At 38.8% G+C, this 26536-nt stretch carries 24 protein-coding genes and 1 riboswitch; of the genes, 16 read left to right on the top strand and 8 right to left on the bottom strand.

The genetic code is table 11. The annotated features are described in order from the left end of the window. The first annotated feature begins 124 nt into the window (after positions 1–124). The 9 genes from EL259_RS02410 (at position 125) to pyrG (ending at position 9975) form a co-directional block, all read left to right on the top strand. The gene (locus EL259_RS02410) at positions 125–2059 is read left to right on the top strand and encodes an FTR1 family iron permease (RefSeq protein ID WP_126598671.1); all 1935 of its coding nucleotides are present in this window, start codon (positions 125–127) and stop codon (positions 2057–2059) included. Positions 2060–2109: 50 nt separating this feature from the next. Then, the gene (locus EL259_RS02405) at positions 2110–2631 is read left to right on the top strand and encodes an iron transporter (protein WP_126598669.1); all 522 of its coding nucleotides are present in this window, start codon (positions 2110–2112) and stop codon (positions 2629–2631) included. 120 nt (positions 2632–2751) lie between these two features. Then, the gene (locus EL259_RS02400) at positions 2752–4161 is read left to right on the top strand and encodes a Fe-S-containing protein (protein WP_126598667.1); all 1410 of its coding nucleotides are present in this window, start codon (positions 2752–2754) and stop codon (positions 4159–4161) included. Then, positions 4161–5510, top strand: a complete 1350-nt coding sequence (locus EL259_RS02395) for an ABC transporter permease (RefSeq protein ID WP_126598665.1) — start codon at positions 4161–4163, stop codon at positions 5508–5510. Before EL259_RS02400 ends, EL259_RS02395 begins: the two co-directional genes overlap by 1 nt. Before the next feature lie 31 nt (positions 5511–5541). Then, positions 5542–6657, top strand: a complete 1116-nt coding sequence (locus EL259_RS02390; protein ID WP_126600829.1) for an ABC transporter permease — start codon at positions 5542–5544, stop codon at positions 6655–6657. Positions 6658–6671: 14 nt separating this feature from the next. Further along, positions 6672–7358 carry an ABC transporter ATP-binding protein gene (locus EL259_RS02385; RefSeq protein ID WP_126598663.1) on the top strand — a complete coding sequence of 229 codons (687 nt, stop codon included), beginning with the start codon at positions 6672–6674 and terminating at the stop codon, positions 7356–7358. A 1-nt stretch (position 7359) separates the two neighbouring features. After that, on the top strand, positions 7360–7854 hold the full coding sequence (locus EL259_RS02380) for a TlpA family protein disulfide reductase (RefSeq protein ID WP_126598661.1): 495 nt from the start codon (positions 7360–7362) through the stop codon (positions 7852–7854). A 3-nt stretch (positions 7855–7857) separates the two neighbouring features. Further along, positions 7858–8211, top strand: a complete 354-nt coding sequence (locus EL259_RS02375; protein ID WP_126598659.1) for a cytochrome c — start codon at positions 7858–7860, stop codon at positions 8209–8211. Between the two features lie 126 nt (positions 8212–8337). Continuing rightward, a complete protein-coding gene (gene pyrG / locus EL259_RS02370; protein WP_126598657.1) occupies positions 8338–9975 on the top strand; it encodes a glutamine hydrolyzing CTP synthase in 1638 nt (545 codons plus the stop codon). A 74-nt stretch (positions 9976–10049) separates the two neighbouring features. On the opposite strand, the gene EL259_RS02365 is transcribed toward pyrG, so the two are convergent. Beyond that, positions 10050–10358: a hypothetical protein gene (locus EL259_RS02365; protein WP_126598655.1), complete on the bottom strand. Its 309-nt coding sequence runs from the start codon at positions 10356–10358 to the stop codon at positions 10050–10052. Positions 10359–10461: 103 nt separating this feature from the next. Between EL259_RS02365 and EL259_RS02360 the strand changes: the two genes are divergently transcribed. The 3 genes from EL259_RS02360 (at position 10462) to mutT (ending at position 13993) form a co-directional block, all read left to right on the top strand. Further along, complete coding sequence (locus EL259_RS02360; protein ID WP_126598653.1) at positions 10462–10770, top strand: secA translation regulator SecM; 309 nt, start codon at positions 10462–10464, stop codon at positions 10768–10770. A 65-nt stretch (positions 10771–10835) separates the two neighbouring features. Next, positions 10836–13529: a preprotein translocase subunit SecA gene (gene secA / locus EL259_RS02355; protein ID WP_126598651.1), complete on the top strand. Its 2694-nt coding sequence runs from the start codon at positions 10836–10838 to the stop codon at positions 13527–13529. A gap of 62 nt (positions 13530–13591) precedes the next feature. Continuing rightward, positions 13592–13993 (top strand): 8-oxo-dGTP diphosphatase MutT, encoded by a 402-nt coding sequence (gene mutT, locus EL259_RS02350; protein ID WP_126598649.1) that lies wholly within the window; start codon positions 13592–13594, stop codon positions 13991–13993. A gap of 57 nt (positions 13994–14050) precedes the next feature. Here mutT and EL259_RS02345 read toward each other — a convergent pair whose 3' ends face one another. The 6 genes from EL259_RS02345 to EL259_RS02320 all read right to left on the bottom strand — a co-directional run bounded on the left by EL259_RS02345 (position 14051) and on the right by EL259_RS02320 (position 21035). Further along, entirely contained in the window at positions 14051–15286 is a 1236-nt protein-coding gene (locus EL259_RS02345) for a cytochrome c (protein ID WP_126598647.1), read from the bottom strand. After that, positions 15283–15813, bottom strand: coding sequence for a (2Fe-2S)-binding protein (locus tag EL259_RS02340; RefSeq protein ID WP_126598645.1), 531 nt, complete (start codon positions 15811–15813; stop codon positions 15283–15285). The genes EL259_RS02345 and EL259_RS02340 overlap by 4 nt, the downstream gene beginning before the upstream one ends. Continuing rightward, positions 15810–18650: a xanthine dehydrogenase family protein molybdopterin-binding subunit gene (locus EL259_RS02335; protein WP_126598643.1), complete on the bottom strand. Its 2841-nt coding sequence runs from the start codon at positions 18648–18650 to the stop codon at positions 15810–15812. Before EL259_RS02335 ends, EL259_RS02340 begins: the two co-directional genes overlap by 4 nt. Before the next feature lie 154 nt (positions 18651–18804). Then, the gene (locus tag EL259_RS02330) at positions 18805–19494 is read right to left on the bottom strand and encodes a metallophosphoesterase family protein (protein WP_126598641.1); all 690 of its coding nucleotides are present in this window, start codon (positions 19492–19494) and stop codon (positions 18805–18807) included. 3 nt (positions 19495–19497) lie between these two features. Next, positions 19498–20754, bottom strand: a complete 1257-nt coding sequence (nadR, locus tag EL259_RS02325; protein ID WP_126598639.1) for a multifunctional transcriptional regulator/nicotinamide-nucleotide adenylyltransferase/ribosylnicotinamide kinase NadR — start codon at positions 20752–20754, stop codon at positions 19498–19500. Positions 20755–20780: 26 nt separating this feature from the next. Next, positions 20781–21035: an accessory factor UbiK family protein gene (locus tag EL259_RS02320; RefSeq protein ID WP_172594206.1), complete on the bottom strand. Its 255-nt coding sequence runs from the start codon at positions 21033–21035 to the stop codon at positions 20781–20783. A gap of 125 nt (positions 21036–21160) precedes the next feature. Next, positions 21161–21307, top strand: a riboswitch (FMN riboswitch). A gap of 97 nt (positions 21308–21404) precedes the next feature. Between EL259_RS02320 and ribB the strand changes: the two genes are divergently transcribed. From ribB to EL259_RS02300, 4 genes are all read left to right on the top strand, one after another. Continuing rightward, positions 21405–22049, top strand: coding sequence for a 3,4-dihydroxy-2-butanone-4-phosphate synthase (ribB, locus tag EL259_RS02315; RefSeq protein WP_126598636.1), 645 nt, complete (start codon positions 21405–21407; stop codon positions 22047–22049). A gap of 58 nt (positions 22050–22107) precedes the next feature. Further along, positions 22108–22779 (top strand): DNA mismatch repair endonuclease MutH, encoded by a 672-nt coding sequence (gene mutH / locus EL259_RS02310; RefSeq protein ID WP_126600827.1) that lies wholly within the window; start codon positions 22108–22110, stop codon positions 22777–22779. A gap of 70 nt (positions 22780–22849) precedes the next feature. Beyond that, positions 22850–23389 (top strand): bifunctional pyr operon transcriptional regulator/uracil phosphoribosyltransferase PyrR, encoded by a 540-nt coding sequence (gene pyrR, locus EL259_RS02305; protein ID WP_126598634.1) that lies wholly within the window; start codon positions 22850–22852, stop codon positions 23387–23389. 57 nt (positions 23390–23446) lie between these two features. Continuing rightward, positions 23447–24460, top strand: a complete 1014-nt coding sequence (locus tag EL259_RS02300; RefSeq protein WP_126598632.1) for a peptidylprolyl isomerase — start codon at positions 23447–23449, stop codon at positions 24458–24460. Positions 24461–24524: 64 nt separating this feature from the next. Here the strand turns inward: EL259_RS02300 and EL259_RS02295 are convergent, their stop codons facing one another. Then, the gene (locus EL259_RS02295) at positions 24525–26366 is read right to left on the bottom strand and encodes an ABC transporter ATP-binding protein (RefSeq protein ID WP_126600825.1); all 1842 of its coding nucleotides are present in this window, start codon (positions 26364–26366) and stop codon (positions 24525–24527) included. Positions 26367–26536 lie beyond the last annotated feature (170 nt).

Here is a 26536-nt window from a genome sequence, read left to right as displayed (position 1 = left end):
TAATTATAGATTAAATAATCTTTTAACCTATAGTAGTTAGGTGGAATAGGAGTTGTAATTTTGCTATTTTGAGAGGATAATAACAACCATTCTTATTTGTAATAATTATATTTAGGGTTCCACTTTGATTACTCGCAAATTTTATTATTTAATTATTTCTTCCCTTATTTTATTGTTCTTACCCCTTCGTGCTTTAGCTGATGATGCACAAAATTATCAACAATATGTTTCTGAAATTGAACAACGTCTTGATTCAGCAACAACGCTTTATGAACAAAATCATATGGATGAAGCACGTCGTACTGTACAAATGGCCTATTTCGAGATTTTTGAAAATTTAGAAGGTCCAATTCGTATCAATATTTCGGCAAAGAAAAGCTATCAAATGGAAGCGATGTTTGGCACTATTCGCAAAATGATGAATGAAAAACTGCCAAAAGAACAGGTCGTTGCTACTATTCATCAACTAAAACAAGATTTACAAGATGTTTTACCTGTTTTAGAAAATGGACAAAGCCTAGAAGGCGAGGCATCTCATGATGTTTATACACAGGCAAATATTGCTCCGCATTGGAAACAAAGTTTTAAAGCCATCGATGATAACCTTGCGAATATGTTAACGGCGTATCAAAAAGGTGATTTTAAAGCTGCGAAGAATTTTGCTCAAAAAGCGCAATATGATGGTTATAAAAACTCAGAAATGGAAATGTCAGTGCGTACCAATCGTTCTGCAAAAATTTCTGGTGCGATTAACCATCAATTCTACGATCTGATTAAATTAAGTGAAAAACCTAATAATATTAATGAATTAGGCTATCAAACTACGTTGTTACTTCAAGATATTAGTGATCTTCTTCCTAATTTGCCAACAACACGAGAAGAGCAAAATCAAGTTGCCGCTTCTAGCGCTGCTGATGCGGGTAGTGCGACAGAGAGTAAAGCGAATGATGCTGATTGGTCTAAAGTTGCACGTACTGTAAATCAACAGATTCAACAAGCTATCCAAACGTATAAGCAAGGCGACGCTCAAAAGGCAATGCTTGATGTGCAAGATACTTATTTTGATGTTTTTGAAAATTCAGGTTTTGAAACCAAAATTGGATCTCGTGATAGTAAATTCAAAGCACAATTAGAGGGTTACTTCACACGATTAGTCAGCTTGATGAAAGCAAAAGATAGTGTTGAGGCTATGCAAGTTCAAGCAAAAGGTCTTGAAAATGGTATGGATCAAGCAGTCAATATGATTCAAGGAACAGGAAAAAATGATTGGTCATTGTTCCTATATAGCTTGTTAATCATTTTACGTGAAGGTCTAGAAGCATTGCTTATCGTTGCTGCTATTGTGACTTATCTCGTTAAAAATAATCATCAAGATAAATTATCTGTTATTCGTCAGTCGGTTTATGTTGCCTTAGCTGCAAGTGTTGTTACTGCAATTATTTTCCAACTGATCTTTAGTAATGCTGGCGCAAGCCGTGAACTTTTAGAAGGTTTCACGATGATTTTTGCGGTTGTCATGTTATTCATGATGAGCTACTGGCTACTTTCTAAAGTTGAAGCGAATAACTGGAAGCGCTATTTGGAAGGGAAACTTTCCCTTGCACTCACGACGGGGTCATTAGTTGGACTATGGCTAACAAGTTTCTTAGCGGTCTATCGCGAAGGGGCAGAAACCGTACTGTTCTACTATGCATTAGCAGCTGATGCACAAACCACAATGGGAATTATGTATCTTGTTGCAGGTTTTGTCGTAGGCGCTATTTTATTAGCAATTTGCTACTTCATTATGCGTTATTCTGTGGTGAAATTACCACTTAAACCATTCTTTATGGTTACGGGGTCATTTATGTACTTAATGGCGTTTGTGTTTGCAGGTAAATCTATCCTTGAATTAATTGAAGGTAAGTTATTTGAGCCAACTTTATTACCAAATGTACCTGAAATTCCATGGCTTGGAATTTACCCTTATGTGCAAACACTTATTCCGCAAGTTATTTTAGTTGTTGCGGCGATCTTTGCCTTCATTTATATGAAACGTCAAAGTCGAATGGCACATTAAGTCCATTTTCATAAAATTATTAAATACTTAGAAATCAGAGGAGATTAAGTATGAAAAAAACCTTAGTTGCGACCACTCTTCTTGCAGGAATCCTTTCTGCACCTGCAGCGCTAGCATTTAAGGAAGTTCCAATTGGTGAACCTATCAACATGAATGGTATGGAAATTGCTGCGGTATATTTGCAACCAGTCGATATGGAACCACGTGGTATGGGATTATCAGCTAAACAATCTGATATCCATCTTGAAGCTGATATTCATGCTGATAATGGCAATAAAAATGGTTTTGGCGAAGGAGAATGGATTCCTTATTTAACAATTGCCTACAAACTCACTAATCTTGATACTGGTGCAACTCAAGAAGGTAACTTTATGCCGATGGTAGCGAGCGATGGTCCGCACTATGGTGCAAATATCAAAATGATGGGACCGGGTAACTATAAAGTGACTTACCATATCGATCCGCCACCAAAAGCGGGTATGCATAGACACACTGACAAAGATACTGGCGTTGCTAGATTCTGGAAACCGTTTGATGTTTCATATGAATTTAAATATGTTGGATTAAACTAAGTTATCCACCGCCTTTTCCAATAGATAGCATCATGCTATCTATTGGTTTTATGGATACTCAATGATCTTCTCAACAAATATAGCCTGAATGATGGTTTCGACCTGTTACAGGAATGAATTATGAACTATTTTTTTACTTTTCTATTACAACCTGTTTTACCACTCGCAATTTTGCTCGGTTGCCTTTGGACGCAATACCAACATCTTAATATAAAACGCCTTGTTTGGCTGACAATCATTGGATTTGCGTTAGGGATGGTTTTTGCTATTGAAGCCCTTTCTGGACAAACCGTGATTTTAAGTTTTAATGGTGCACTCATTGTTTTGTACCTTTTATTTTATATTACGCAATTCTGGCGCCAATCTACACTTGCTAGTATCTGGCAATTTGTGTTTGCCTTTATTGGTGGGGGGATCTGGGGGCAAGATCCGAATATTCACCTTATTACCAATACAGATGTGGTAAATACAACGTTTCTTTTAAATTTAAGTGCTGCAATTTTTGGATTCTTCTTTTGTATTGCTGCTATGGGCTGGATGGTTATTTTCTTCCACCAAGCAAAAGCTGATGCGAAAGGACGTAAGTTACGTATTATTCTCGTGACTGCGTTTGTTGTGATGTTATTGCTACCATTAACAGGCAACGTTTTGTTAAGCTTGATGAAATTACAAATCGTAGGCTTAACTAAATTCCGCCTCAGTTATGTAGCGAAAGTCAATAATCTCACAACTTACTTTAACTATATTAGTAGCTTATTCTTATTCATTACGGTGGTAATTTTTGCATGGCGTGTTTATTTGCCACGTAAAAAAATTGCGGCTGAAGAAACACAACCTATTGTTAAGCGTCAAAAATTAGCTCTTGCACGTAATGCAAGACGTACAGTGATTTTTGGTAGTTTTATTATTTTAGCGACATTTGCTGCGCAATTATATTGGGATCGTGTAGCGTCTTTACCGCCTGCTCTTTCTGAATCTACCTATGTAAAAATGGGGGCGGATAATGCGATTCATATTCCAATTGAAAGCGTAAAAGATGGTGATTTACACCGTTTTATTTGGGTCGCAAGTGATGGACATGCAATCCGCTTTTTTATCATCAACCGCTCAGATAAAAAATTAAGTCTTGCAACCGTGTTTGACGCATGTTTATTGTGTGGTGATAGTGGGTATGTCATTGATGGCGATAAATTAATGTGTGTGGCGTGTGGTGTACGCTTATTCATTCCATCAGTTGGTAAAGCTGGAGGCTGTAACCCAATTCCGATCGATGGTTGGAAAGAAGAAAATGGCGAAGTAGTCATTCCGAAAAAATCGTTATTGGTTGGTGCAAACTATTTCTCTACGGTTTTAGAAATCCCAGTAGTAGATCCTGTTAGTCATCAAAAATTAACAAATAAAAAAGCAAACTATCGTTACGATTACAACGATAATACCTATTTCTTCGCGAACGAACACGATCAAGAACTTTTCCGTGATAATCCAGAAAAATACGTGAAAAGTGCTGAGGTCGCGAAAGGAGATAATTAATGTTAGCAAGAATGCTATGGCAATCTTGGCGTTTTGGTTTAAAACGTAAGTTATTGTCAATCATTACTATTTTTCTCGCTGCAAGTTTGGTTTCTGCGCTTTTAGCCGTGTCGATTGATATCGGCGATAAAATGGCGAAAGAGATGAAATCTTACGGGGCGAATATTCTTGTTGAGCCAGCAAGTTCGGCTCTACTCGAGGGACAAGGCGATAATCTAAATAGCCTTGCTATGCAAGATTTTCTTGATGAAAAAGAATTGCCAAACGTAAAAGATATTTTCTGGCGTAATAATATCGTGGGCTTTGCACCATTATTGAGCGCTGAAGTAACGGCAAAACTACAAAATATTTCAGGAAAATCGGGGCGTGATGCCAACTGGCAAAAAGTAAAAATCCTTGGAACTTTCTTTGATCATGATATTGATGTGCCAGATGAAGATAATTATCACACGGGGCAACGTATCATTAGCCCATATTGGCAGGTAAAAGGCCAATGGGTAGATGATCGCAGTAAAGAAAGCCATTTCGGTGATGTTATACCTGTTCTTGTTGGAAAAAAATTAGCAGCAAGTCACGATTGGAAAATCGGTGATGAGGCAACATTGCATTATCAAGATGGGGATTTCCAAAAAGATATGTCAGTGAAATTTGTCGGTATTTTATCTACGGGTGGTGATGAAGAGAAAGAAATCGTCATGCCATTAAGTGCGGCTCAAACCTTGTTGAATTTACACGGTAAAATTCAAGGTATTCGCGTTTCTGCACTTACCGTGCCAGAAAACGAGCTTTCTCGTCGCGCACGTAAAAATAGTGATTCCCTTGATGCGGCAGAATATGATCGTTGGTACTGTACAGCATACGTGTCTTCCATTGCGTTACAACTTGAAGAGGCAATTTCTACATCGGTAGTAAAACCAATTTGGCAAGTGGCAGCCTCAGAAGGGGTGGTAATTAAGAAAATCCAATTACTCTTAGCCGTGGTAACCGTAGCTGCCGTGATTGCGGCTGCGATGGGGATTGCTTCATTAATGACGACCACTATCATTGAACGCAGTAAAGAAATTGGTTTAATGAAAGCGTTAGGCGCACATCAATGGCAAATCGTATTGCTTTTTTATTGCGAAGCCATTATGAGTGCGGTGATCGGTGGATTATTAGGATGTCTAGCGGGCTGGGGATTGGCAAAATTTATTGGTTTAGCTCTCTTTGGCGTTCCACTTTCCTTCGCGTGGATTGTGATCCCGTGCGTATTAGTCTTAGCAATTTTAATTGCACTTGTCGGTACATGGTTCCCAGCTCATAGAATTGCAAAACTTTACCCAGTGGAGGTGTTGTATGGACGTCAATAATACTGCACCAAGCTTACTGCGGAATCGGCAAATGTTTTGGCGACTAGTTTTCCGTGCTTTACGCCTTAAGTTACAGCGAGTCATGATCATTTTTGCTGCGCTTACGGTAGGGGCAGCCATTGTGACAGCAATGTCATCTGTATATTTCGATATTAATACGAAAATGAGCCAAGAATTACGAACCTTTGGGGCAAATTTCTATGTGGGATCGAATAACAGCGGTTTGATTAAAGAAAGCCAAGTTGAACAAATTGTTAAGCAAGCGCCGAAAGGACTGATTACAGCGGTAAGCCCTTATTTATATGGGGTAGCACGAAGCGAACAAGAAAAAATTGTTCTCATGGGGGTTTGGTTTGATGCGATGCCAACATTAGCGCCTTACTGGCAAATTACAGGTTCCTCTATTGGGGTTAACTTTGATGATCGCCACGCGTTAATCGGAAAAAGTTTAGCAGAACGCCTAAATCTTAAAGTGGGAGATACGCTCACTTTAGTAAAAGCGAACCATGATAAGCATAAATTTATCATTAAAGGCATTATTGAGGCAGGTGATGCGACCGACAATATGTTGGTGGTGAGTTTAGATTTTGCTCAACAATGGCTTGATAAAGAAGGCTTAGTGACGAATGCGCAGATGAATGTGCAAGATGATCGTGGTCAGGTTATGCAATTTGCGAAAAAATTGCATAAGGAATATCCAGATCTAGATATTCATCCAATTTTAAAAGTTTCCGCATCAGAAGGACAAATACTAGGAAAAATTAAAGGGTTAATGGGATTAATTTCTATCGTTATCCTCGTCTTAGCCACCCTTTGCGTAAATACTACCTTGATTGCTATCGTGGGGGAACGTGCAAAAGAATTTGCTCTCCAAAAAGCACTCGGCGCAAAACAGCAAGATATCGTTAAACAAATTGTGACAGAAATTTTAATTATCGCGATTGTGGCAACTGGTGTTGGCTTATTGCTAGGTTATTTATTAGCACAAATTTTGGGAATTACCGTATTCCATGCGTATATTGATATGCGCCTTCCTGTTATTCCAATTACTATTGTGCTTTCTCTTTTAGTCGCATTTATTTCTGTCATTATTCCAACACGTCGTGCATTGGGAATTGAAATGGCGAATGTGCTGAAAGGGGAATAGTTTAAGGACAAATTATGAAGAATTTTGTTATTGAAACTCAAAATTTATATAAACGTTTTGGACAAGTCACCGCTTTAGAAGACATTAGTATTCAAATTAAAGAAGGCGAATTTGTCACCATCATGGGAGCGTCGGGTTCAGGTAAAACGACATTAATGAATATTTTAACTGGGCTTGATACGGCGAGTGATGGGAAGGTTATTCTAGATGGCGTTGATGCTGCACAACTTGATGAAGAAGGACGCCAACGTTTTCGTGCCGAAAAAATTGGTTTAGTTTTCCAACAATTTCACTTAATTCCATATTTGACTGCCCTTGAGAATGTCATGCTCGCACAATACTACCACAGCGTCGTTGATGAAGCCGCTGCGAAAAAAGTATTAGAGCAAGTAGGGCTAGGGCATCGTATGGATCACCGTTCAAGCCAACTCTCAGGTGGGGAACAACAACGAGTGTGTATTGCTCGTGCTTTAGTCAATGAACCGCCTGTTATTTTCGCCGATGAACCAACGGGGAACTTGGACGAAGTGAATGAAAAATTGGTGTTAGATTTATTAACAGAATTAAATCGTCAAGGACGCACGATTGTCATGGTTACGCACAATCCAGATTTAGGAAAATTAACGGATAGAACGATCTTTTTACAACATGGTAAATTTTTACGTGAAGAAAAGAATCAGCGTAAATTAGAACGTGAGTAGTATGATGAGGAAATACCTGAAATCTTCGTTACGATTATTAAGTTTTGGTTTAATCCTTGCATCCCTTTGGGCATGCAAGGATCAGCATGTGGTCATCGGTCAAGATGCACCGCCCGTTGCTGTTTATGATATTAATGGCAATCAACTTACGCTAGATGCTTTTAAAGGTCATCCATTTTTGATTAACTTCTGGTCGCAAAATTGTGGAATGTGTATTGTCGAGCTACGAAAATTTGCTGCTTTCCATGACAAGTATCCACAACCTTTACGAATTTTAGCAGTTAATATTGATGGGCAAAGTGATAAACTTAAAAAGTTTCTAGCAAAAGAGAATTATCCGTTTAGTGTAGGCATTGATCAGATAAAAATTACTGCGGGTCGGTATAATCTTGTGGGGACACCGACCACGTATTATGCGGATAAAAATGGTAAAATTCAGGCGAAGTTTGAAAGTATTATTCCTGATGAAGAATTAGAAAAATTATTTAAAGGTTAAATTATGAAAAGAATGATTTTACTTGCTGGGGCAATCAGTGCAGTAGCGTTCGCTCATGCAGATGTTACACCGACAGCCTCAACTTCGACAGCTGCATCTACTACAGATGCTGCCATGATCGCCGAAGGACAACAAATTTTTGAAAATAATTGTGCGACTTGCCATGGTCGCCATGCAGATAAAAAAGCTTTTGGTCGTTCTGCAATTATTAATCAGCTTGATCAAGAAACGATTGTAAAAGCGTTGCAAATGCGTAAAGCAGGCTTAATCCAAGGACCAGGAAATCCCGCCAAATCCCGTTTAAACGACGAACAAATGCAAGCCGTAGCGGCGTATATTCAAACACTAAAAAAATAATTAGCAAGATAAATTGAGTTCGCACTCACTTTATTGTAGACTATATTCCCGTCTTAATTCGTGGTTGTTTATTGAACAATAAGCAACCACGTTATTCATTTTTACTCCAAGCAAAAAAGGTTTTATATGACAACGAATTATATTTTCGTAACAGGCGGTGTCGTTTCTTCATTAGGTAAAGGAATTGCAGCAGCTTCTCTTGCAGCTATTTTAGAAGCCCGTGGCTTAAATGTCACAATGATGAAACTTGATCCATACATCAACGTGGATCCAGGCACAATGAGCCCTACGCAGCACGGTGAAGTATTCGTAACCCAAGACGGTGCAGAAACCGACTTAGACTTGGGGCACTATGAACGTTTTATTCGTACTAAAATGACCAAAGCGAACAACTTTACCTCTGGTCGTATTTATTCAGAAGTTTTACGTAAAGAACGTCGCGGTGATTACTTAGGCGCGACTATTCAAGTTATTCCACATATCACTAACGAAATCAAAGATCGCGTTTTAGAAGGCGGTAAAGGTCACGATGTGGCAATCGTTGAAGTGGGTGGAACTGTTGGTGATATCGAATCACTTCCATTCCTAGAAGCATTACGTCAATTAGCCGTAGATGTTGGTCGTGAGCACACTTTATTTATGCACTTAACTTTAGTGCCTTATATCCCAACTGCGGGTGAAGTGAAAACCAAACCAACTCAACATTCTGTAAAAGAATTATTGTCTATCGGTATTCAACCTGATGTTTTAGTTTGCCGTTCAGATCGTATGATCCCTGCAAACGAACGTGCGAAAATTGCATTATTCTGTAATGTACCAGAACGTGCGGTTATCTCACTTAAAGACGTAAATTCAATTTACCAAATCCCTGCATTATTAAAATCGCAAGGGTTAGATGATTTCATTTGTAACCGTTTCCATCTTGAATGCAAAGAAGCGGATTTAAGTGAATGGGAACAAGTACTTTACCAAGAAGCGAACCCAACAGGTGAAGTGACTATCGGTATGGTTGGTAAATATATTGAATTACCAGATGCTTATAAATCTGTAAACGAAGCATTAAAACATGCAGGATTAAAAAATCGCTTAACGGTCCATATCAAATACATTGATTCACAAGACGTTGAAACCAAAGGTACAGAAGTGCTTCACGGTCTAGATGGTATCTTAGTACCAGGTGGTTTTGGTAACCGTGGTGTGGAAGGTAAAATTTTAACTGCACAATATGCACGTGAAAACAAAATCCCATATCTTGGTATTTGTTTAGGTATGCAAGTTGCTTATATCGAATATGCACGTAATGTAGCTGGCTTAAAACAGGCGAACTCAAGTGAATTTGATAAAAATTGTCCAGAACCTGTAATTGGTTTAATTACAGAATGGCAAGATGCAAGCGGTCAAACTGAAACACGTAGCGAAAATTCTGATCTTGGCGGTACAATGCGTTTAGGTGCTCAAAAATGTCACTTAGCGGAAGGTAGCCTTGCACGTAAATTATATGGTGCAGAAACCATTGAAGAACGTCACCGTCACCGTTATGAAGTAAACAACCAATTACGTCCACAACTTGAAAAAGCAGGATTACGTATTTCTGGTTTATCAGCAGATAAAAAACTTGTTGAAATCATCGAAGTACCAAACCATCCATGGTTCGTAGCAAGTCAATTCCACCCAGAATTTACTTCTACACCGCGTGATGGTCACCCATTATTCGAAGGTTTTGTTAAAGCTGCGAAAGAATATAAAAAAGAGCATGAAGCTTAATTTGATTCTAAACGCTTAAATTAAAATGACGCCCCAATTTTCATAAAATTTTTCGAAAATTGGGGCGTTTTGTTTTAACGACTTAATTTGGGATTAATGTGAATACGCAATTTTATGAATTGAGGGTAGTGGCGTTGCAGTGCCGTAAGAATTGATTTTTCTTGAGCTAAAATAGAGTAGCGTAACATCGCATTAGGAATATCAATGCCTAAGGTATCTTCTGAAAAAGCGTAACAACGGTGCGGAAAATGATTCAAAAAGGCGAGCTTGTCCTTAATACAGTCTTCAATACTTTGCTCATGGTGTTGTTGTTGGCAATGTTTGAGGAGAGTGCTACTTTTTAGCAGTTGTTGAATATTTCTAGGGGTACTTTGATGGGCCATAATTGCTAATTAATTGGTAATATTTATGACATTGTAGCGAAATTCCGCTACAATACGAAAGATTTAGTAAATTATTCTCATTGTGTCATAAAGGTTTGTACTCGTGATAAAAAGTAAGTCTTATTTTTGGTCGCCGCTTTTAATTGGCTTGCTCGCTATTTTTTCTTTAGCGAATAGCCATCATGATAGCCAAACGGGCGATCCAGTGAGTGTGCAAACACTCATGACACAATTGCAAAAAAATAGTGTGGCAGTTCAGCAACAGATGGCTGATCAGCAATTACCTCACCATTTTACTCACGCCAATGTTGACCCTAAATTTGAACGTTATGTATTAGGGCAATTCTCTCACTTTTTCTTCCTAAGCATTTTGATTCGTGCCGGTCCAGAACATCGCATTTTGACTTTTTAATTATTTTACTTTATTAATCAACTAGTTAATATTATTTTTATTCTATTATTTTAAAAGAGAAACCTATGTTAAGTACAATTTTTGCTAAAGTTTTAGGTAGCCGTAATGACCGTATTTTGCGTCGTTTAAATAAAAAAGTTGCTCAAATCAATAAATTAGAACCACAATTTGAAGCACTTAGTGATGAAGAATTAAAAGGAAAAACTGCAGAGTTCCGAGCACGTTTGGCAAAAGGTGAGAAATTAGAACATATCTTACCAGAAGCGTTCGCAACTGTTCGTGAAGCAAGTCGTCGTGTACTGGGGATGCGTCCATTCGATGTGCAATTAATTGGTGGTATGGTATTAAACGATCGCTGTATCGCTGAAATGCGTACAGGGGAAGGTAAAACACTTACCGCAACTTTACCATGTTATTTGAATGCGCTTTCTGGAAAAGGCGTACACGTAGTGACCGTAAATGATTATCTCGCAAGTCGAGATGCGGAAACAAACCGCCCGCTTTTTGAATTTTTAGGTATGACTGTTGGCGTAAATGTACCAGGGCTTGATCCTGCACAAAAACGTGCCGCATACGCTGCTGACATTACCTATGCGACCAATAGCGAATTAGGTTTTGACTATTTACGTGATAACCTCGCACACCGCCCAGAAGATCGTTGCCAACGTGAATTGCATTACGCATTAGTCGATGAAGTGGACTCTATCTTAATTGATGAAGCACGTACGCCATTAATCATTTCTGGTCCTGCTGAAGATAGCAGTGAACTTTATATTGCGGTAAATAAAATCGTACCGAATCTGATTAAGCAAGATAAAGAAGACAGTGATGATTATCAAGGTACAGGCGACTATACCTTAGATTTAAAAACCAAACAGGCGTATCTCACCGAACGTGGTCAAGAAAAAATTGAGCAATTATTGGTAAAAGAAGGCTTGATGGCGGAAAACGATACCCTTTACTCGCCAGCAAATATTGCTTTATTACACCATGTTTATGCGGCTTTACGTGCGAATACGCTTTTTGAAAAAGATGTCGATTATATTGTTAAAAATGGTGAAATTATCATCGTTGACGAACACACTGGTCGTACTATGGCTGGTCGCCGTTGGTCAGATGGTTTACACCAAGCGATCGAAGCGAAAGAAGGGGTAAAAATTCAAGGTGAAAACCAAACTGTTGCCTCTATTACATACCAAAACTACTTCCGTCTTTACGAAAAACTTGCAGGTATGACAGGTACAGCGGATACAGAAGCGTTTGAATTCCAAGAAATTTATGGATTGGAAACTGTCGTAATTCCAACGAATCGTCCTGTTCAACGTAAAGATTTAACAGATATCATGTTCGAAAATGAACAATATAAATTTAATGCGATCATTGAAGACATTAAAGACTGCGTTAAACGTCAACAACCAGTGTTAGTGGGTACGGTTTCTATTGAAAAATCTGAAGCGTTATCACATGCCCTTCAAAAAGCAGGGATTCCGCACAATGTATTGAATGCGAAATTCCACGCTAAAGAAGCAGAAATTGTCGCAAATGCAGGGGCACCGGGTGCGGTAACTATTGCAACTAATATGGCAGGTCGTGGTACCGATATTATGCTTGGTGGTAACTGGAAAGTTGAAGTAGAGCAGTTAGAAAATCCGACTCAAGAACAAATTGATGCGATTAAAGCGAAATGGCAAGAACGTCACGATATCGTAAAAGCGGCAGGTGGTTTGCATATTATTGGTACAGAACGTCACGAATCACGTCGTATCGACAACCAGTTACGTGGTCGTTCTGGTCGTCAAGGTGACCCAGGCTCAACACGTTTCTATCTTTCTTTAGATGATGCGTTAATGCGTATTTATCTTAACGAAGGAAAACTCAATCTGATGCGTAAAGCGTTTAGCACTGCGGGCGAAGGTATGGAATCTAAGATGCTAGCGAAAGTGATTGCATCAGCGCAAGCAAAAGTAGAAAACCATAACTTTGACGGACGTAAAAGCTTGCTTGAATTTGATGATGTTGCAAACGATCAGCGCCATGCGATTTACGCACAACGTAATGAATTATTAGATAACGATAATTTAGCTGAAAGTGTAGATGCCATTCGTCAAGATGTCTTTAATCAAGTTATTGATGAATACATTCCGCCACAATCTTTAGAAGAAATGTGGGATGTTCCAGCATTAGAAAAACGTTTAAAACAAGATTTTGGTTTAGATCTTCCTCTTGTAGATTGGATTGAAGATGATCATACACTTGATGAAGAACGTTTACGTGAACGTATTATTGAAGAGGCAGTAAAAGAATACAAAGCAAAAGAAGCGTTAGTTGGTGAAGAAACGATGCGTCAATTTGAAAAAGGCGTGATGTTACAAACCTTAGATGAACTTTGGAAAGAACATCTTTCTGCAATGGATCATTTACGCCGTGGTATTCATTTACGTGGTTACGCACAAAAAGATCCAAAACAAGAATATAAACGTGAATCCTTCCAAATGTTTACTGATATGCTTGATGCATTAAAATTAAGTGTTATCAGCACATTAAGCCGTGTTCAAGTAAGAACGGAAGATGAAGTACGTGCCGCAGAGGCTGCTCGTCAAGCGGAAGCAGACAGCCAAGCTACTCATTATCAAACAAATGGTGAGGAAATGCCTTTAGATGAGTCTGATCATAAGATTGGGCGTAATGAACCTTGTCCGTGTGGAAGTGGCAAAAAATATAAACATTGTCATGGAAACCGAGCGAGAAAATTTGATTAATTAATAACAAATAAAGCGGTAAATCTATTTGTTTACCGCTTTTTCTTTTTAGGAGTAAAAAAATGGCAGACAAGCCACGTGTGCAGGTTGCGGCAGGGATTATCCGTAATGCACTTGGACAAATTTATCTTACCGAACGTTTAGAAGGCAAAGATTTTGCACAAGCCTTAGAATTTCCAGGCGGTAAGGTAAAAAATGACGAAACACCACGTCAGGCTTTAGATCGAGAATTAGAAGAAGAAATTGGTATTCAAGTTTTAAAAGCCGAGCTTTTTGAGCAATTTGTTTATGACTATCCGCATAAAATTATTGAGTTTTATTTTTATTTAGTCGATGAATGGGTGAATGAGCCTTTTGGGCGTGAGGGGCAAGTTGGAATGTGGGTAAATCAGCAGGATCTGGATGCAGGAAGTTTTCCCCCTGCGAACTATGATTTGATTCAAAAATTGCGCCAATTGGCATAAAACATAAGAACACGCCCCAATTTTCATAAATTTTTACGGAAATTGGGGCGTCATTTATTAAGATTTATTTACTTTTTGCATGACGCTTTCGACTTGTTGTTGAGTAACTGTACTCGTTTGATCCGTCATTGCCTGATGCAAGAATGTGATTAAATCTGCCATAGTTTTACTATCCATTTTCGGATAGCTTGGCATTGCATAGTAAGCTTGATTACGATTATAGCGTTGGGCATTGATGCCATTCATAATCACTTCAACCGTGTTATAGATATTTGGATTCGCAAGCGTTGCGTTGCCTTGTAGTGGCGGTGCAAGATTTGGGATTCCCTCACCACGGTTACCATGACAACCAGAACATTTTGCCATATAGGTGCCATAGCCTGGCATTGCTTGCTGGGCAGCGGTAAAGGTAAGCGGAATTTTGCGATTACGAATTGTTGTATCACCATCAAGTAGATAAGTGACCATCGCATCAATATCTGCCTTGCTAAGCTGGGTTAGGCTGTGTTTTTCAACAATAAACATTTCACCAAAAGCAGTTCCTTTCGCTGATTTTCCTGTTGCGAGGAAATCAGTCAGTTGTTTTGCGTCCCAACCTTCTTCTTTTAAGCGTTGTGCGGTAATATTTGGCGCATTCACACCATCAATAACATTACCTTGCAATGCTTTATTGGTTTCAGAACCCATTAGGAAATTACGTGGAGTATGACATTCGCCACAGTGTCCTAAGCCTTCTACCAAATATTTACCACGATTCCACGTCTCTGATTTACCAGGCGTTACTTTAAATGGTGAATCTTTCACTTCAAGCCAGTTCCAAAATTTTAAACCGAAGCGAATGTTTGCTGGAAACATGACATCATTTTCACGGTTTTTTTGAGTGGCTGGTTTCGTCTGCATAAAATAAGCATAAAGTGCTTTCATATCTGCTGGACTAATTTTTTGGTACGATGCATATGGCATTGCAGGATAAAGATTACCATGCGGTGAAACGCCTTTTTGGACGGCATCCACAAATTCTTGGTAAGTATAATTACCGATGCCGTAAGTTTTGTCACTACTGATATTGGTTGAGTAAATAGTACCGAAAGGTGTAGGGAATGCTCGACCGCCACCATAAGTTTGTCCTGTCGGAATGGTATGACAACCTTCACAGTCACCAGCTGCTGAAAGGTAAGCCCCACGCGCAATAAGTGCGAGATTTTCATTTTTATCATTTGCTTGCGGCGAAGGTTGTGCAAATGCACTCACACTGGCAAGCCCAAGCATGCTAAGCGTTAAGATTTTTTTCATTTTACTAATCCCCCCTGTGAAAGAATTAAATCACGCAGACCAACATAATATTTGCGATAACCAGTACAGCGGCAAATATGATCTTTTAACGCATCTTCAATGCGTGCTTCAATTTGATCTTTTTCGATCGGATTTTTCTTAAGATCTTCCACTAATACGGTTGCTTCATTGACAAAGCCTGAAGTACACCAACCGCATTGGAAGGAAAAGTGTTTAATAAAAGTTTCTTGCACTGGGCTTAATGCTGTAATTTGTCCAAGTGCGTTACGTTTTGCATGACCTTCAATTGTTCGAAGTACTTTACCGTTAAAGTCACCCACACCATTAATACAAGTTCGCATTGTGTGTGATGTGCCATCTTTTTCATCGACAATAATGGTACAAGCATGACAAATTCCCGCACCGCAACCAAATTTTGTGCCAGTAAGCGAAAGATATTCATGCAAAAATTCAATCATTTTTAAACTTGCAGGTACTTCAATTGGACCTACTTTTTTATTGTTAATTGTCATTGATACAGTAATCATTGTAGGGCCTCTCTCATATCAGCAGGAGTTACAGGAGTGTGGTAAAAACGGGTGCCAGTTGCTTGGTAAATCGCTTCAATAATGGCAGGAATAACAGGAATCATCACGACTTCGGCAATTCCTTTATGTTGATCATTCTTACCCACTGGTGGGACAAGAATACTATTCATTTCCCAAACACCAACATTGTTTGCACGGCTTACTTGGTAGCGGTTAAGGTTCCATGTACCATTACCTGGACCTTCTTCACCATTTGGTAAGATTTCATAAAGTGCATGACCGATACCCATTGCGATACCGCCTTCTAATTGCCCCTCAACAAGCTCTTTAACAATTACTTGACCAGCATCAACCCAAGATTGAGTGCGAATAACATTCGTTGCGCCAGAGCCCATATCAATAGCCACATCAACGATTGTTGCACAAGGTGCATAGTACGTTCCCATTGCATGACGAAGTGCTGGAGACGGATACGCAGTATTAGTGCGATCTAATACGTGCCAGCCTTGGCTAGTCATTAAGGCTTGTTTATCTTTACTTGCACCTTTACCGTATTTTACAGCCACGGCGTCTAATTCGTAACGTTGGGTTTCACCTTCAATAGTGAAGTCTGCCTCTACCCACGCCCAGCTGTTATAACTATGTACCATTGCTGAGGTCACAAAACCGTGTTGATGGGCATATTGAGCTAGTGTTGGTAGATCAAGTGGAATGAAGCCACGAGTTGTAAGTTTTCCATCAACCCAACTCGCCTCTTCAGGTGCACCGAAATTAATATCTGCATATTGGCTTCCTGAGAAGTAAAGTTTTGACCAAATCGCTTTGGCGGCAGGCCATAAACCGTAGCGGAAAATAATTTTTGCCGCATTTTCTGTAGTTTTACTTTGGAAATAAGCCGAGTTAGAGGCAGCAGAATCGAATACTTTCGTGGTCACCCAACGTGGATTTTGTTGCATCTGCTTAACGTAATCTTCCGTCATGGCATAAGGTGATTTGGTTGCTTGCATTTGTAAGGCATCCCATGCCTTAACTTCAGTTAAATTCATAATATCTGCACCATGACCAAGATACTTACTCATTACAGCAGCTTGACCCGTTTGCGCACCCGTACCCATTTCAACAGCAGTGATTCCTGCGATGAGTTGACCTTTTTCGTTCATCTCAATATAGGTTGCTGGCGCATCGTTACCCGTACCGAATTTTTTAGTACAGATTGCAAAACCCGTACCGAATTTTTGATTTGGATATTTCGCCTCATGTGCTTTTTTACGTTCGGCACGTTTTGTCCACATATCATGTTTTTGAACTTCTTTTAAGATATCAGTGTAGCGTTCTGGACTGGTTGGGACGCCACCTTGCGTATTTGCTTGACCTGGTTGAAGTGCATTACGTAAACGTAATTCGATCGGATCGATATTTAAGGCCTGAGCAGCCTCATTGACCATATTTTCCATGGCAAACATGGTTTGTACTGTACCAAAACCACGCATTGAACCAGCAGCTGGGTTTTCCGATACGTAAGCAACAGCTGTAATATCATTTTGTGGGAAATAATAAATTGATTGCAAACCACTTGCTCCAACTGATGCCACAGCAGAACTTAAATTCGCACGACCGCCCCCATCAAGTTGCATATTACTGATGATACCCTGGAATTTTCCTGTTTTTTTATCAATCGCTAAACGATTTTCCATAACGAATGGGTGACGTTTTAATCCCGTTTGGAATTGTTCAAAACGATCGTTTGCCAAGCGCACTGGATTGTGATGATACATGGCCGCAATTAAACCGTAGTATGCGGTAATAGAGTGATCTTTACCGCCAAAACCGCCACCTACATAGGGAGAATGTACAATTAAATCTTTGACTTTTCCTGCTAATGGACCATTTGCCAACATATTGGCAACATTGGTATAGAAATCTTCAATAGATTGCAAGGTTGGAATAGTATGGAATGTTTGTGTTTTTTCATCGTACCAACCGTTAAAGCATTCTGGCTCCATAAACATTGGATCAACAAATTGCGTTTTGTAAGTGCGATTGAGGATATAGTAATCTTCATTCTCGAAACTTTTTGAAATTTCATCGGCAACTGCCATTTGTTGTTCTAATGGGGTGCCATTCGCATTTGGAGCAGGCCAGTTCGGTTTGTAATTAACATAATCAACGTGGGGAAGACCATTTTGTAGTGGACTATATTTATCTGGTAGGGTACCTTGCGGATTTCCTTCTATACGGGTAATACGATGAACTCCCCATGGATTCATGGTTTTACAAGCTAGCGGTGCTTTAGCACCATATTTCACGATAGATTGATTAAATTGTAATAGGCTTTTCGCCTCACGATAAGCAAGAAAATTATCGAAAATTAATAAAGCAACCGCTTGCCCTAAATAATCTGGCACAGTACCAATTTTTACTAACGGATTTTTACCATAGAAGTGAGGCAGAACAATTCCATCTTGTTCTAGCATTTCTGCGGTAATGATTTTTATTGGCTTTAATGGTGCGGGTAAAAAATCAATATCAATGCCCTCATAGAGCTGATCGGCTTTAGTGGCACGGATATAGTAAGCGAATGCTTGTGAGTTTGGCCAACCTTCGATGTCTGTTGCACGTAAGTCACGACCATAAATTTTTTCGCCAGTCACCTTGGCAATAGCATCAATGCGGAAATTGGTTTCACCGTTGGTGGACCATTTTTCATAAAGGTCTGGACTCACTTGGTTGCTTTGTCCATCTAGATCAAGTTTAAACTGGGCTAGTGCAGGAACCGTATAGACAGTAATCCCCGCAATAACCCCACGTTTAATAAAATTTCGACGCGATAATTTCATACGAGTCTCCCAATTGTATAAAGTAGATTTATCCCAAAATTTATTATTTTATTGATGTGGATCATATACTAAACAACTTTTGAGCAAATGCATAGCGCCTATGCTCAAAAGTTATGAAAAATAAAAATTTTTTGGAAATTGGGGGCGTGTTTAATTAACGATCGTCAATGTTAGTGAGAAGATAATGCCCATTGATATCAGTTAAGCTACGGAAGCCGACATTAGTGACTCGATGCGAGTATTTTTTGAAATGTTGATAAACATAGTTTTCGTGGTGGTGACCATGAAAAATATGTTTGACCCCCATTTTTTGAGCTAGTCGGTTTAATACAGCAAATCCATACGGATTAGGTTTTGGTGCTTCATGAGTGACTAAAATATCAGCTTTTTGGCTAGAGAGTGCCTCAATATCTGAAGGAAAGATTGTTGCTCGATGGCGTAATGGTAATCCTTGTCGCCATAAATTTTCTTGGTAGCAATATTGGCAATAATGAATCGGATCTTGATACATCGGTTTATTAGGAGGCATCCAAATTTTCCCACGGAATACACCGCCAAGTCCTGCAATTCGTACGCCTTGGATCGTTTGTACTTTTTTATGTAAGTTGCGATCTTTCCATTTATCATTCCATAATGCATCATAATTTTCAGGTGTGCGGGTATCGTGGTTGCCATGAATGTACCAAAGATCGCAACGACTCGCTAATTCATCTAATTCATCAGGAGAATGGATTTGAATATCCCCCAATAAAATGACAGCAGGAAGTTGACCATTTTCGTCAGGTTTTAAAAAAGGATATAAGTGATCGAACCTACCATGAGGATCGCCAGCAAATAGGATCATAGGTTACTCCCGTGTAAATAAGGGTTCAATTTCTTCGTTATTGAGAATTTTTTCTACAATAACTTTAACCTGATTGTAGCGCTCCAAATAACTTGGTGATTCAATTTCAATATAAGGAATATTATGTTTATGTAATAATTTTTTTAATAATTGTTGGAATTGCTGACGTTGTTTTTGATTACCTAATGAACGTAATCCGTCGTTAACCCACTTCGTATTATTATCCAAGAGAATCGTTACGTCAAAGGGATATTCTTTGATCATGGAGTCTAAGAATGGGTGAGATTTTCCTTCGTATTGGATACAGAAGGCTTGGGTAGTAATGAAATCGGTATCCACAATCGCAATTTTATGAGCATGGCGTAACGCATAATCAATATAATGCTGATGTCCAATTGCCATTTTAGGGTAGTCGGAATATTGCATAGCTTGCTCATCTCCGCCAAGTTTTTCAAAGACAAATTCACGTCCATATTCCCAAGCAGAGGTGGTATTAAATACATTGGCTAGTTTGCTGACTAGGACGGTTTTACCGCTACTTTCTCCGCCCAAAATTGCGATAGTTTTTACAAAGAATGGACGTACTTCTTTCGGAATGAATTTCCAATATTCAAACGGATTATTGCGAATTTTTGTTGCAGAAACGTTGAAGAAATTCCGTTGTGGATCGACAAGCTCAACGTTTAAATTTAAATGAGTCTCGTATGGCGCTTTATCTTGGATCTCACTACTAAAAACGACGGAAGGTTGAAAATGTTTTTCGGCAAAGAGTGTACGAACACGATCTGCCCAACCTTGCCAGCCGTTAGGATAACTTGGTAAACCGTCTTCAATGAGGTGGTGAATGAAGATTTGCCCTTTCTGATATTTAAAAATCTGTTGCATCCAGCGTAAACGATCTTGAACAGTAGGCATTTTTTTCATTTTACTGTTAAGGAAAAGTTGTAAATCTCGTTCAGTATCGCTACATACGACTACATGTAATTCATCAACTTTACTGAATGCCTCGTAAATCATATTGATATGTCCAGTATGCACGGGATAGAACTTGCCAAAGATGACACCCACTTTACGCATCGGATCCTCATTAATTTCTAATGCCGCATGTAATGCTTGGAGTTTTGCAGCACTTGGATTTTTAATTTTTCCACTGACTAATTGGTTAAAATAGGCTCGTGTAATTTGAGCTTTTTGACAAACATCATTAACTTTTAATTGCAATTGTTTACGTTTTGTTTGTAGATATGAAAAATCCGTCATACACGAGTCCTTAGATATTATTAATTTTATTGATCTTGCTTACCTTCTAAAGCCGCAAGGCGTTCTTGAAGAAGCGTAATTTGATCTTGTAATTGTTTAATTTGAGCGGATTGGGCTTCAAATTCTTCTTTTGTGACAAAGCCCAATGCCACTAAACGTGCTTTAAATGAGGCTTTGCATTTTTCTTCCGTATCTTGGCTAAATTCTTTTAAGCCAGCGGGTAATGCACTTTGAATTTGGTGGAAAAAGTTTTCAATTTTATCTTTATCGAAATCTGACATGATTGCCTCCGAATGATTCATAAGTGAGAGAATATTGTATGCAATCTTAGTCCTAAAGAAAAATTTTTTCTTGTCTATTTTACTGGGAAAGACGCTTTTTTTATCAAGGAATTCGGTTATACTATGCGAGTTCTCAGGGCAGGGTGAAAATCCCTACCGGTGGTAAGTTTCCAGTAGCGAAAATAAGCCCACGAGCGTTTGCCTAAGCAAAGACAGCAGATTTGGTGAGAATCCAAAGCCGACAGTGATAGTCTGGATGAAAGAGAATTTTAATCACTCCGTGATTTTGTGGACGATTTTTTATCGTCTTTTACTTTTCCATCAAGCCCTGATTCAAGTACAACAATTTTATTTCAAGGAAATTTTACTATGAATCAGTCTATTTTATCTTCATTCGGAAACGCAGAAGAACGTGTTGAACGTGCACTTGCTGCATTAAAAGCAGGCAAAGGCGTGCTTGTGTTAGATGATGAAGATCGTGAAAATGAAGGGGATCTTATTTTCCCTGCTGAAACCATTACTGCTCCACAAATGGCACAACTTATCCGTTATGGCAGTGGTATCGTTTGTCTTTGTTTAACGGATGAGCGTTGCAAAGAATTGGATTTACCTGTTATGGTTGAAAATAATAATTGTGTTAATCACACGGCATTTATGGTAACAATCGAAGCAGCCAAAGGGGTAAGTACAGGTGTGAGCGCCAGCGATCGTGTTATGACGATTAGAACAGCGGTTGATGAAAAGACAGTGCCGAATGATTTAAATCGCCCAGGACATGTTTTTCCATTAAAAGCTCAAACAGGTGGTGTCCTAGTGCGTCGTGGTCATACAGAAGCTTCTGTTGATTTAGCTCGTATGGCAGGATTTAAGCCAGCAGGTGTAATTTGTGAAATCACCAATGATGATGGCACGATGGCACGCGCTCCTGAAATTATTGCCTTTGCAAAACAATTCGATTATCCCGTAATGACGATTGAAGATTTAGTTGCTTATCGTGAAAAACACCATTGTTAATAAACAATTTAAAATCGCACCGTTTTTCGGTGCGTTTTTGTAAGAAGGTCATGTGGTTATTCATTCATTTCCCCCTAAAACAGAAAATGAGCTTTTAGAAAGAGCGTGGGCTATTGCTGGGCTTACTTTTGCAGAGATTGCACAAATGCTTAATGTAATGGTACCTGATAATTTAAAGCGACATAAAGGTTGGGTAGGAAATTTAATTGAGCAAGCTCTTGGTGCAACAGCAGGTAGTAAAGCCGAACGTGATTTCCAAGCACTGGGTATTGAATTAAAAACTTTGCCGATCGATCGTAACGGAAAGGTTTTAGAAACGACGTTTGTAAGTCTTGCACCTTTGACACAAACAACGGGTATTATTTGGGAAACGAGCCATGTGCGTTACAAATTGTCAAAAGTTCTTTGGATTCCTATTGAAGGAGAAAGAGATATTCCATTAGCCATGCGCCGTGTTGGAGCCCCGATTTTATGGAAACCGACGCTACAGCAAGAATTATTGTTAAAACGTGATTGGGAAGAATTAATGGATTACATTATTCTTGGGCGTGTCCAAGAAATTAATGCAACATTAGGGGAAGTATTACAATTACGTCCTAAAGCCGCCAATAGTCGAGCGTTAACAACGGGCATTAATATTCAAGGCGAGCTTATTCAAACCTTGCCTCTTGGTTTTTATTTACGCAAACAATTTACGCAAGAAATTTTACAGAATTATTTACAAAATTGAAGATAAGCGCAATTTTATTAAAAATTAAGCTATAATGTTTGAAAATCATCCATTTGTTAGGAGAATTGCGATGAATAAACAAGATATTGTTGATAGCACACAATTTATTCATACTGTTTCTAGGATTGCCTATGAAATTGTTGAAAAGCATGATGATTTGTCTTCAATTGTCATCGTGGGTATTAAACGTCGTGGTGCAGATATTGCCCATTTATTGAAAGAACAGATTCAAAAATTCACCAATAAAAGTCTGCCATCTTTTGATGTTGATATTACGCTTTATCGTGATGATTTTATAGATGAACATACAGAACTTTATCCAACTTATTATGGTGCAACAAGTTTCATTAATATTGATAATAAGACGGTCATTTTAGTGGATGATGTTCTTTGTACTGGTCGTACGATTCGGGCAGCGTTGGATGCTCTAGTAAGTTTTGGACGTGCAAAACGTGTTGAATTAGTTGCCTTTATTGACAGAGGTCATCGTGAACTTCCTATTCAGGCAGATTATGTTGGTAAGGTTGTTGCAACGACACTTCAGCAAGACGTTCAGGTACATACCGAACATTCTGACGGTTTTTATGATGTGGTATTAGCAGATGCGTAGGGAACTTTCTGTTCAATTTATACACTAAATAAATAGTTGAATTTTAGGAAAAATCTAATGAGAAAAAAAACATTACAAACTTTACTCGTTTCCTGTATAGGATTTTCTGCTTTTTATGCTCAAGCGCAATCTCTCGGTGATCGTGTTGTAGCAAGTGTTAATGGTGCACCTATCTTGCAAAGTCAAGTTAATCAGTTATTACAGCATCATAAAGCAACGCCTGCCGCTCGTAAGGAAGCCTTGAATGAATTGATTAATCAAGCTTTATTAGCAACGACTTTACAACAGGCAAAAATCACGGTTCCACAACAACAATTTCAACAAATTTTAAAACAAGAAGTGGATCGTCAAATGCAATTGATTGCCCAACAAAATGGTATGAGTTATGGGCAGTTTTTATTAGCGTTAACACAACAAGGTGTGAACCTTGAACAATATCGTTCACAGTTGGCAGCTCAGATTGCACCAGCTTTACAGCAACAGGTACGTTTAGCCACTTTACGTGATCAAGTAATTGGACAAGAAGTCAATACGTTACGCCAAAGTATTAATCGTAATGAGATTCAAACATTAGCGAAAAAACTAGAGGCAGAGGCAAAAACTGCTGGAAAACATGCGCCAATTACAGCTAAACAATATGATGTGCGCCATATCCTGCTGACTATCAATCCATTGATGACCGACAGTGAAGCGAAAGCAAAATTAACTAAAATCCGCAATGATATTTTGACGAAAAAAATAAGTTTTGGAAAAGCAGCATTAGAATATTCTAAAGATTATTTATCAGGTGCGAATGGTGGCGATCTTGGTTATCAATTCCCTGATATGTATGCGCCTGCTTTTGCAAAAACCATTTTATCCACGCCACAAGGCAAAATTTCTCAGCCTTTCAAAAGCACATTTGGCTGGCATATTTTAGAAGTGACAGGAAGTCGTCAGCAAAATGTAACTAATGAAGTTTATATGCAAAAAGCGTATGAAATGCTGATGCGTAAGAAACTGGGTAATCTTGAAAAGAATTGGATTGATTTATTACGCAAGAATGCCAATATTCAAATTGATGCAAATTAATTGAATTGAAAATAATACGCCCCAATTTTCGAAAATTTTTATGAAAATTGGGGCGTGTTTTTATTTAAGCATTATCTTGATTTAAGAATCCACCTGATTGATGTTGCCATAATTTGGCATAAAGTCCGTTTTTGGCAAGTAATTCTTGGTGCGTACCTTGTTCAATGATATGCCCCTTATCTAAGACGATAAGGCGATCCATCGCTGCGATGGTGGAAAGACGATGAGCGATTGCAATCACGGTTTTGTTTTCCATCATTTTATCAAGACTTTCCTGAATCGCAGTTTCTACTTCCGAATCTAAAGCACTGGTTGCTTCATCAAGAATTAAAATAGGTGCGTCTTTTAGCATAACACGGGCAATCGCAATACGTTGACGTTGTCCACCTGAGAGCTTAATGCCACGTTCACCCACATGTGCATCTAAACCTGAACGACCATTTGGATCGGTAAGATGTGGAATAAAATCCGCCGCTTTTGCACGTTCTGCAGCTTGTAAGATTTCTTCCTCAGTTGCATCTGGGCGACCGTAGATAATATTATCACGCACACTTCGATGTAAAAGCGAGGTATCTTGTGTCACTAAGCCGATATCTGCACGCAAACTTTCTTGGGTTACATCGGCGATATTTTGGTTATCAATACTAATTTCGCCTGATTGCGGTTCATAGAAACGCAATAAAAGATTCACGATAGTCGATTTTCCAGCACCTGAGCGTCCAATTAAACCGACTTTTTCACCCGGTTTAATATGAAGATTAAAATCTTTTAGCAACGGTTCATCACCGTAGGCAAAATCAACGTGTTCAAAATGAATATCACCTTTGCCTACGTTTAATGGGTGAGCATTCGGTTTATCGAGAATCGTATGCGGTTTTGAAAGCGTACGCATCCCATCATTTACTATACCGATATTTTCAAATAAACGCGCAGATTCCCACATAATCCAATGTGATAAACTATTCACACGTAAAGTCATCGCAATCGCCGTCGCAATTGCCCCAACTGCGATTAAACTCGCACTCCAAAGCCAAATACTTAAAATAGATGTGGATAGAATTAAAAGTACGTTGTTGGCATAAGTTAATGTATCTAAATATGTGGCTAAACGCATTTGCTTGCGTACCGTAATCATAAATTCTTCCATTGAACGTTTAGCATAATCTGCTTCACGAGAGGCGTGAGAGAATAATTTTACGGTAGTAATATTTGCGTAAGCATCTGTAATTCGACCTGTCATCAAAGCACGCGCATTAGCTTGCTCTTGTGCGGTTTTAGAAAGGCGAGGAATAATAAAATAGAGAATAGTAACAAAAAGCCCCAACCAAACTAAAAAAGGCAAAATGAGATAGGTATCTAATGAAACAAGAATAACGCCTGAGGTGACAAAATAAACACTGATATACACCATAATATTGGCGAGTGTTAGTACGCTATCACGCACTGCCAGTGCAGTTTGCATGACTTTTGCAGAAACACGCCCTGCAAATTCATCTTGGTAAAAGCTAAGGCTTTGTCCGAGCATGCGGCGGTGGAAGTCCCAACGTAAACGCATGGGGAAATTCCCTTGTAAGGCTTCAAGGCGAGTGGTAGTAGAGAAGAATGACCAGAACACGCTGACAATTAAAACGCCAGCCATAGCTAGTAATAGATAGCCTTTCTGTTGCCAAAGTTGATGTGGCGTGTATTTCCCTAGCCAGTCGATTACTACTCCCATAAATTGGAAGAGTAGGGCTTCAATGATGCCTGTTCCCATGGTGAGGAAAGCGAGAAGTAGGATCCACCCTTTCATACCACTAAGACTTGACCAAACAAAGCCGAATAATCCATGTTGTAATTGTTGGGGATTATTTTCTGGGTAAGGATCAATACGTGACTCAAACCAAGTAAAAATACGATTTACAATGTTCAAATTAACTATCCTTTTTGAAGATTTTAGTGAAAATAGAAAATTAAATTTTGTTTAAAATTGTCTATTATAAGGGATTATAGAGGCAAGCGGCATAAGTTCTCATAAAATTTAATTTAAATAAGAATGTTTTTCAGTTGCATTTAAATAAAAAATCTGTATGTTTA

Origin of the sequence: Actinobacillus delphinicola (assembly GCF_900638385.1) — a bacterium.
Lineage (GTDB): Bacteria > Pseudomonadota > Gammaproteobacteria > Enterobacterales > Pasteurellaceae > Actinobacillus_C > Actinobacillus_C delphinicola.
The sequence above is the reverse complement of the archived record's forward strand: the minus strand, read 5'-3'. Positions and strand labels throughout refer to the sequence as shown.

Excerpts from the sequence above, each read along its gene's own strand:
- EL259_RS02405 (WP_126598669.1), top strand. The coding sequence starts at position 2,110 with ATGAAAAAAACCTTAGTTGCGACCACTCTTCTTGCAGGAATCCTTTCT.
- EL259_RS02400 (WP_126598667.1), top strand. The coding sequence starts at position 2,752 with ATGAACTATTTTTTTACTTTTCTATTACAACCTGTTTTACCACTCGCA.
- EL259_RS02395 (WP_126598665.1), top strand. The coding sequence starts at position 4,161 with ATGTTAGCAAGAATGCTATGGCAATCTTGGCGTTTTGGTTTAAAACGT.
- EL259_RS02390 (WP_126600829.1), top strand. The coding sequence starts at position 5,542 with ATGTTTTGGCGACTAGTTTTCCGTGCTTTACGCCTTAAGTTACAGCGA.
- EL259_RS02385 (WP_126598663.1), top strand. The coding sequence starts at position 6,672 with ATGAAGAATTTTGTTATTGAAACTCAAAATTTATATAAACGTTTTGGA.
- EL259_RS02380 (WP_126598661.1), top strand. The coding sequence starts at position 7,360 with ATGATGAGGAAATACCTGAAATCTTCGTTACGATTATTAAGTTTTGGT.
- EL259_RS02375 (WP_126598659.1), top strand. The coding sequence starts at position 7,858 with ATGAAAAGAATGATTTTACTTGCTGGGGCAATCAGTGCAGTAGCGTTC.
- pyrG (WP_126598657.1), top strand. The coding sequence starts at position 8,338 with ATGACAACGAATTATATTTTCGTAACAGGCGGTGTCGTTTCTTCATTA.
- EL259_RS02365 (WP_126598655.1), bottom strand. The coding sequence starts at position 10,358 with ATGGCCCATCAAAGTACCCCTAGAAATATTCAACAACTGCTAAAAAGT.
- secA (WP_126598651.1), top strand. The coding sequence starts at position 10,836 with ATGTTAAGTACAATTTTTGCTAAAGTTTTAGGTAGCCGTAATGACCGT.
- mutT (WP_126598649.1), top strand. The coding sequence starts at position 13,592 with ATGGCAGACAAGCCACGTGTGCAGGTTGCGGCAGGGATTATCCGTAAT.
- EL259_RS02345 (WP_126598647.1), bottom strand. The coding sequence starts at position 15,286 with ATGAAAAAAATCTTAACGCTTAGCATGCTTGGGCTTGCCAGTGTGAGT.
- EL259_RS02340 (WP_126598645.1), bottom strand. The coding sequence starts at position 15,813 with ATGATTACTGTATCAATGACAATTAACAATAAAAAAGTAGGTCCAATT.
- EL259_RS02335 (WP_126598643.1), bottom strand. The coding sequence starts at position 18,650 with ATGAAATTATCGCGTCGAAATTTTATTAAACGTGGGGTTATTGCGGGG.
- EL259_RS02330 (WP_126598641.1), bottom strand. The coding sequence starts at position 19,494 with ATGATCCTATTTGCTGGCGATCCTCATGGTAGGTTCGATCACTTATAT.
- nadR (WP_126598639.1), bottom strand. The coding sequence starts at position 20,754 with ATGACGGATTTTTCATATCTACAAACAAAACGTAAACAATTGCAATTA.
- EL259_RS02320 (WP_172594206.1), bottom strand. The coding sequence starts at position 21,035 with ATGTCAGATTTCGATAAAGATAAAATTGAAAACTTTTTCCACCAAATT.
- ribB (WP_126598636.1), top strand. The coding sequence starts at position 21,405 with ATGAATCAGTCTATTTTATCTTCATTCGGAAACGCAGAAGAACGTGTT.
- pyrR (WP_126598634.1), top strand. The coding sequence starts at position 22,850 with ATGAATAAACAAGATATTGTTGATAGCACACAATTTATTCATACTGTT.
- EL259_RS02300 (WP_126598632.1), top strand. The coding sequence starts at position 23,447 with ATGAGAAAAAAAACATTACAAACTTTACTCGTTTCCTGTATAGGATTT.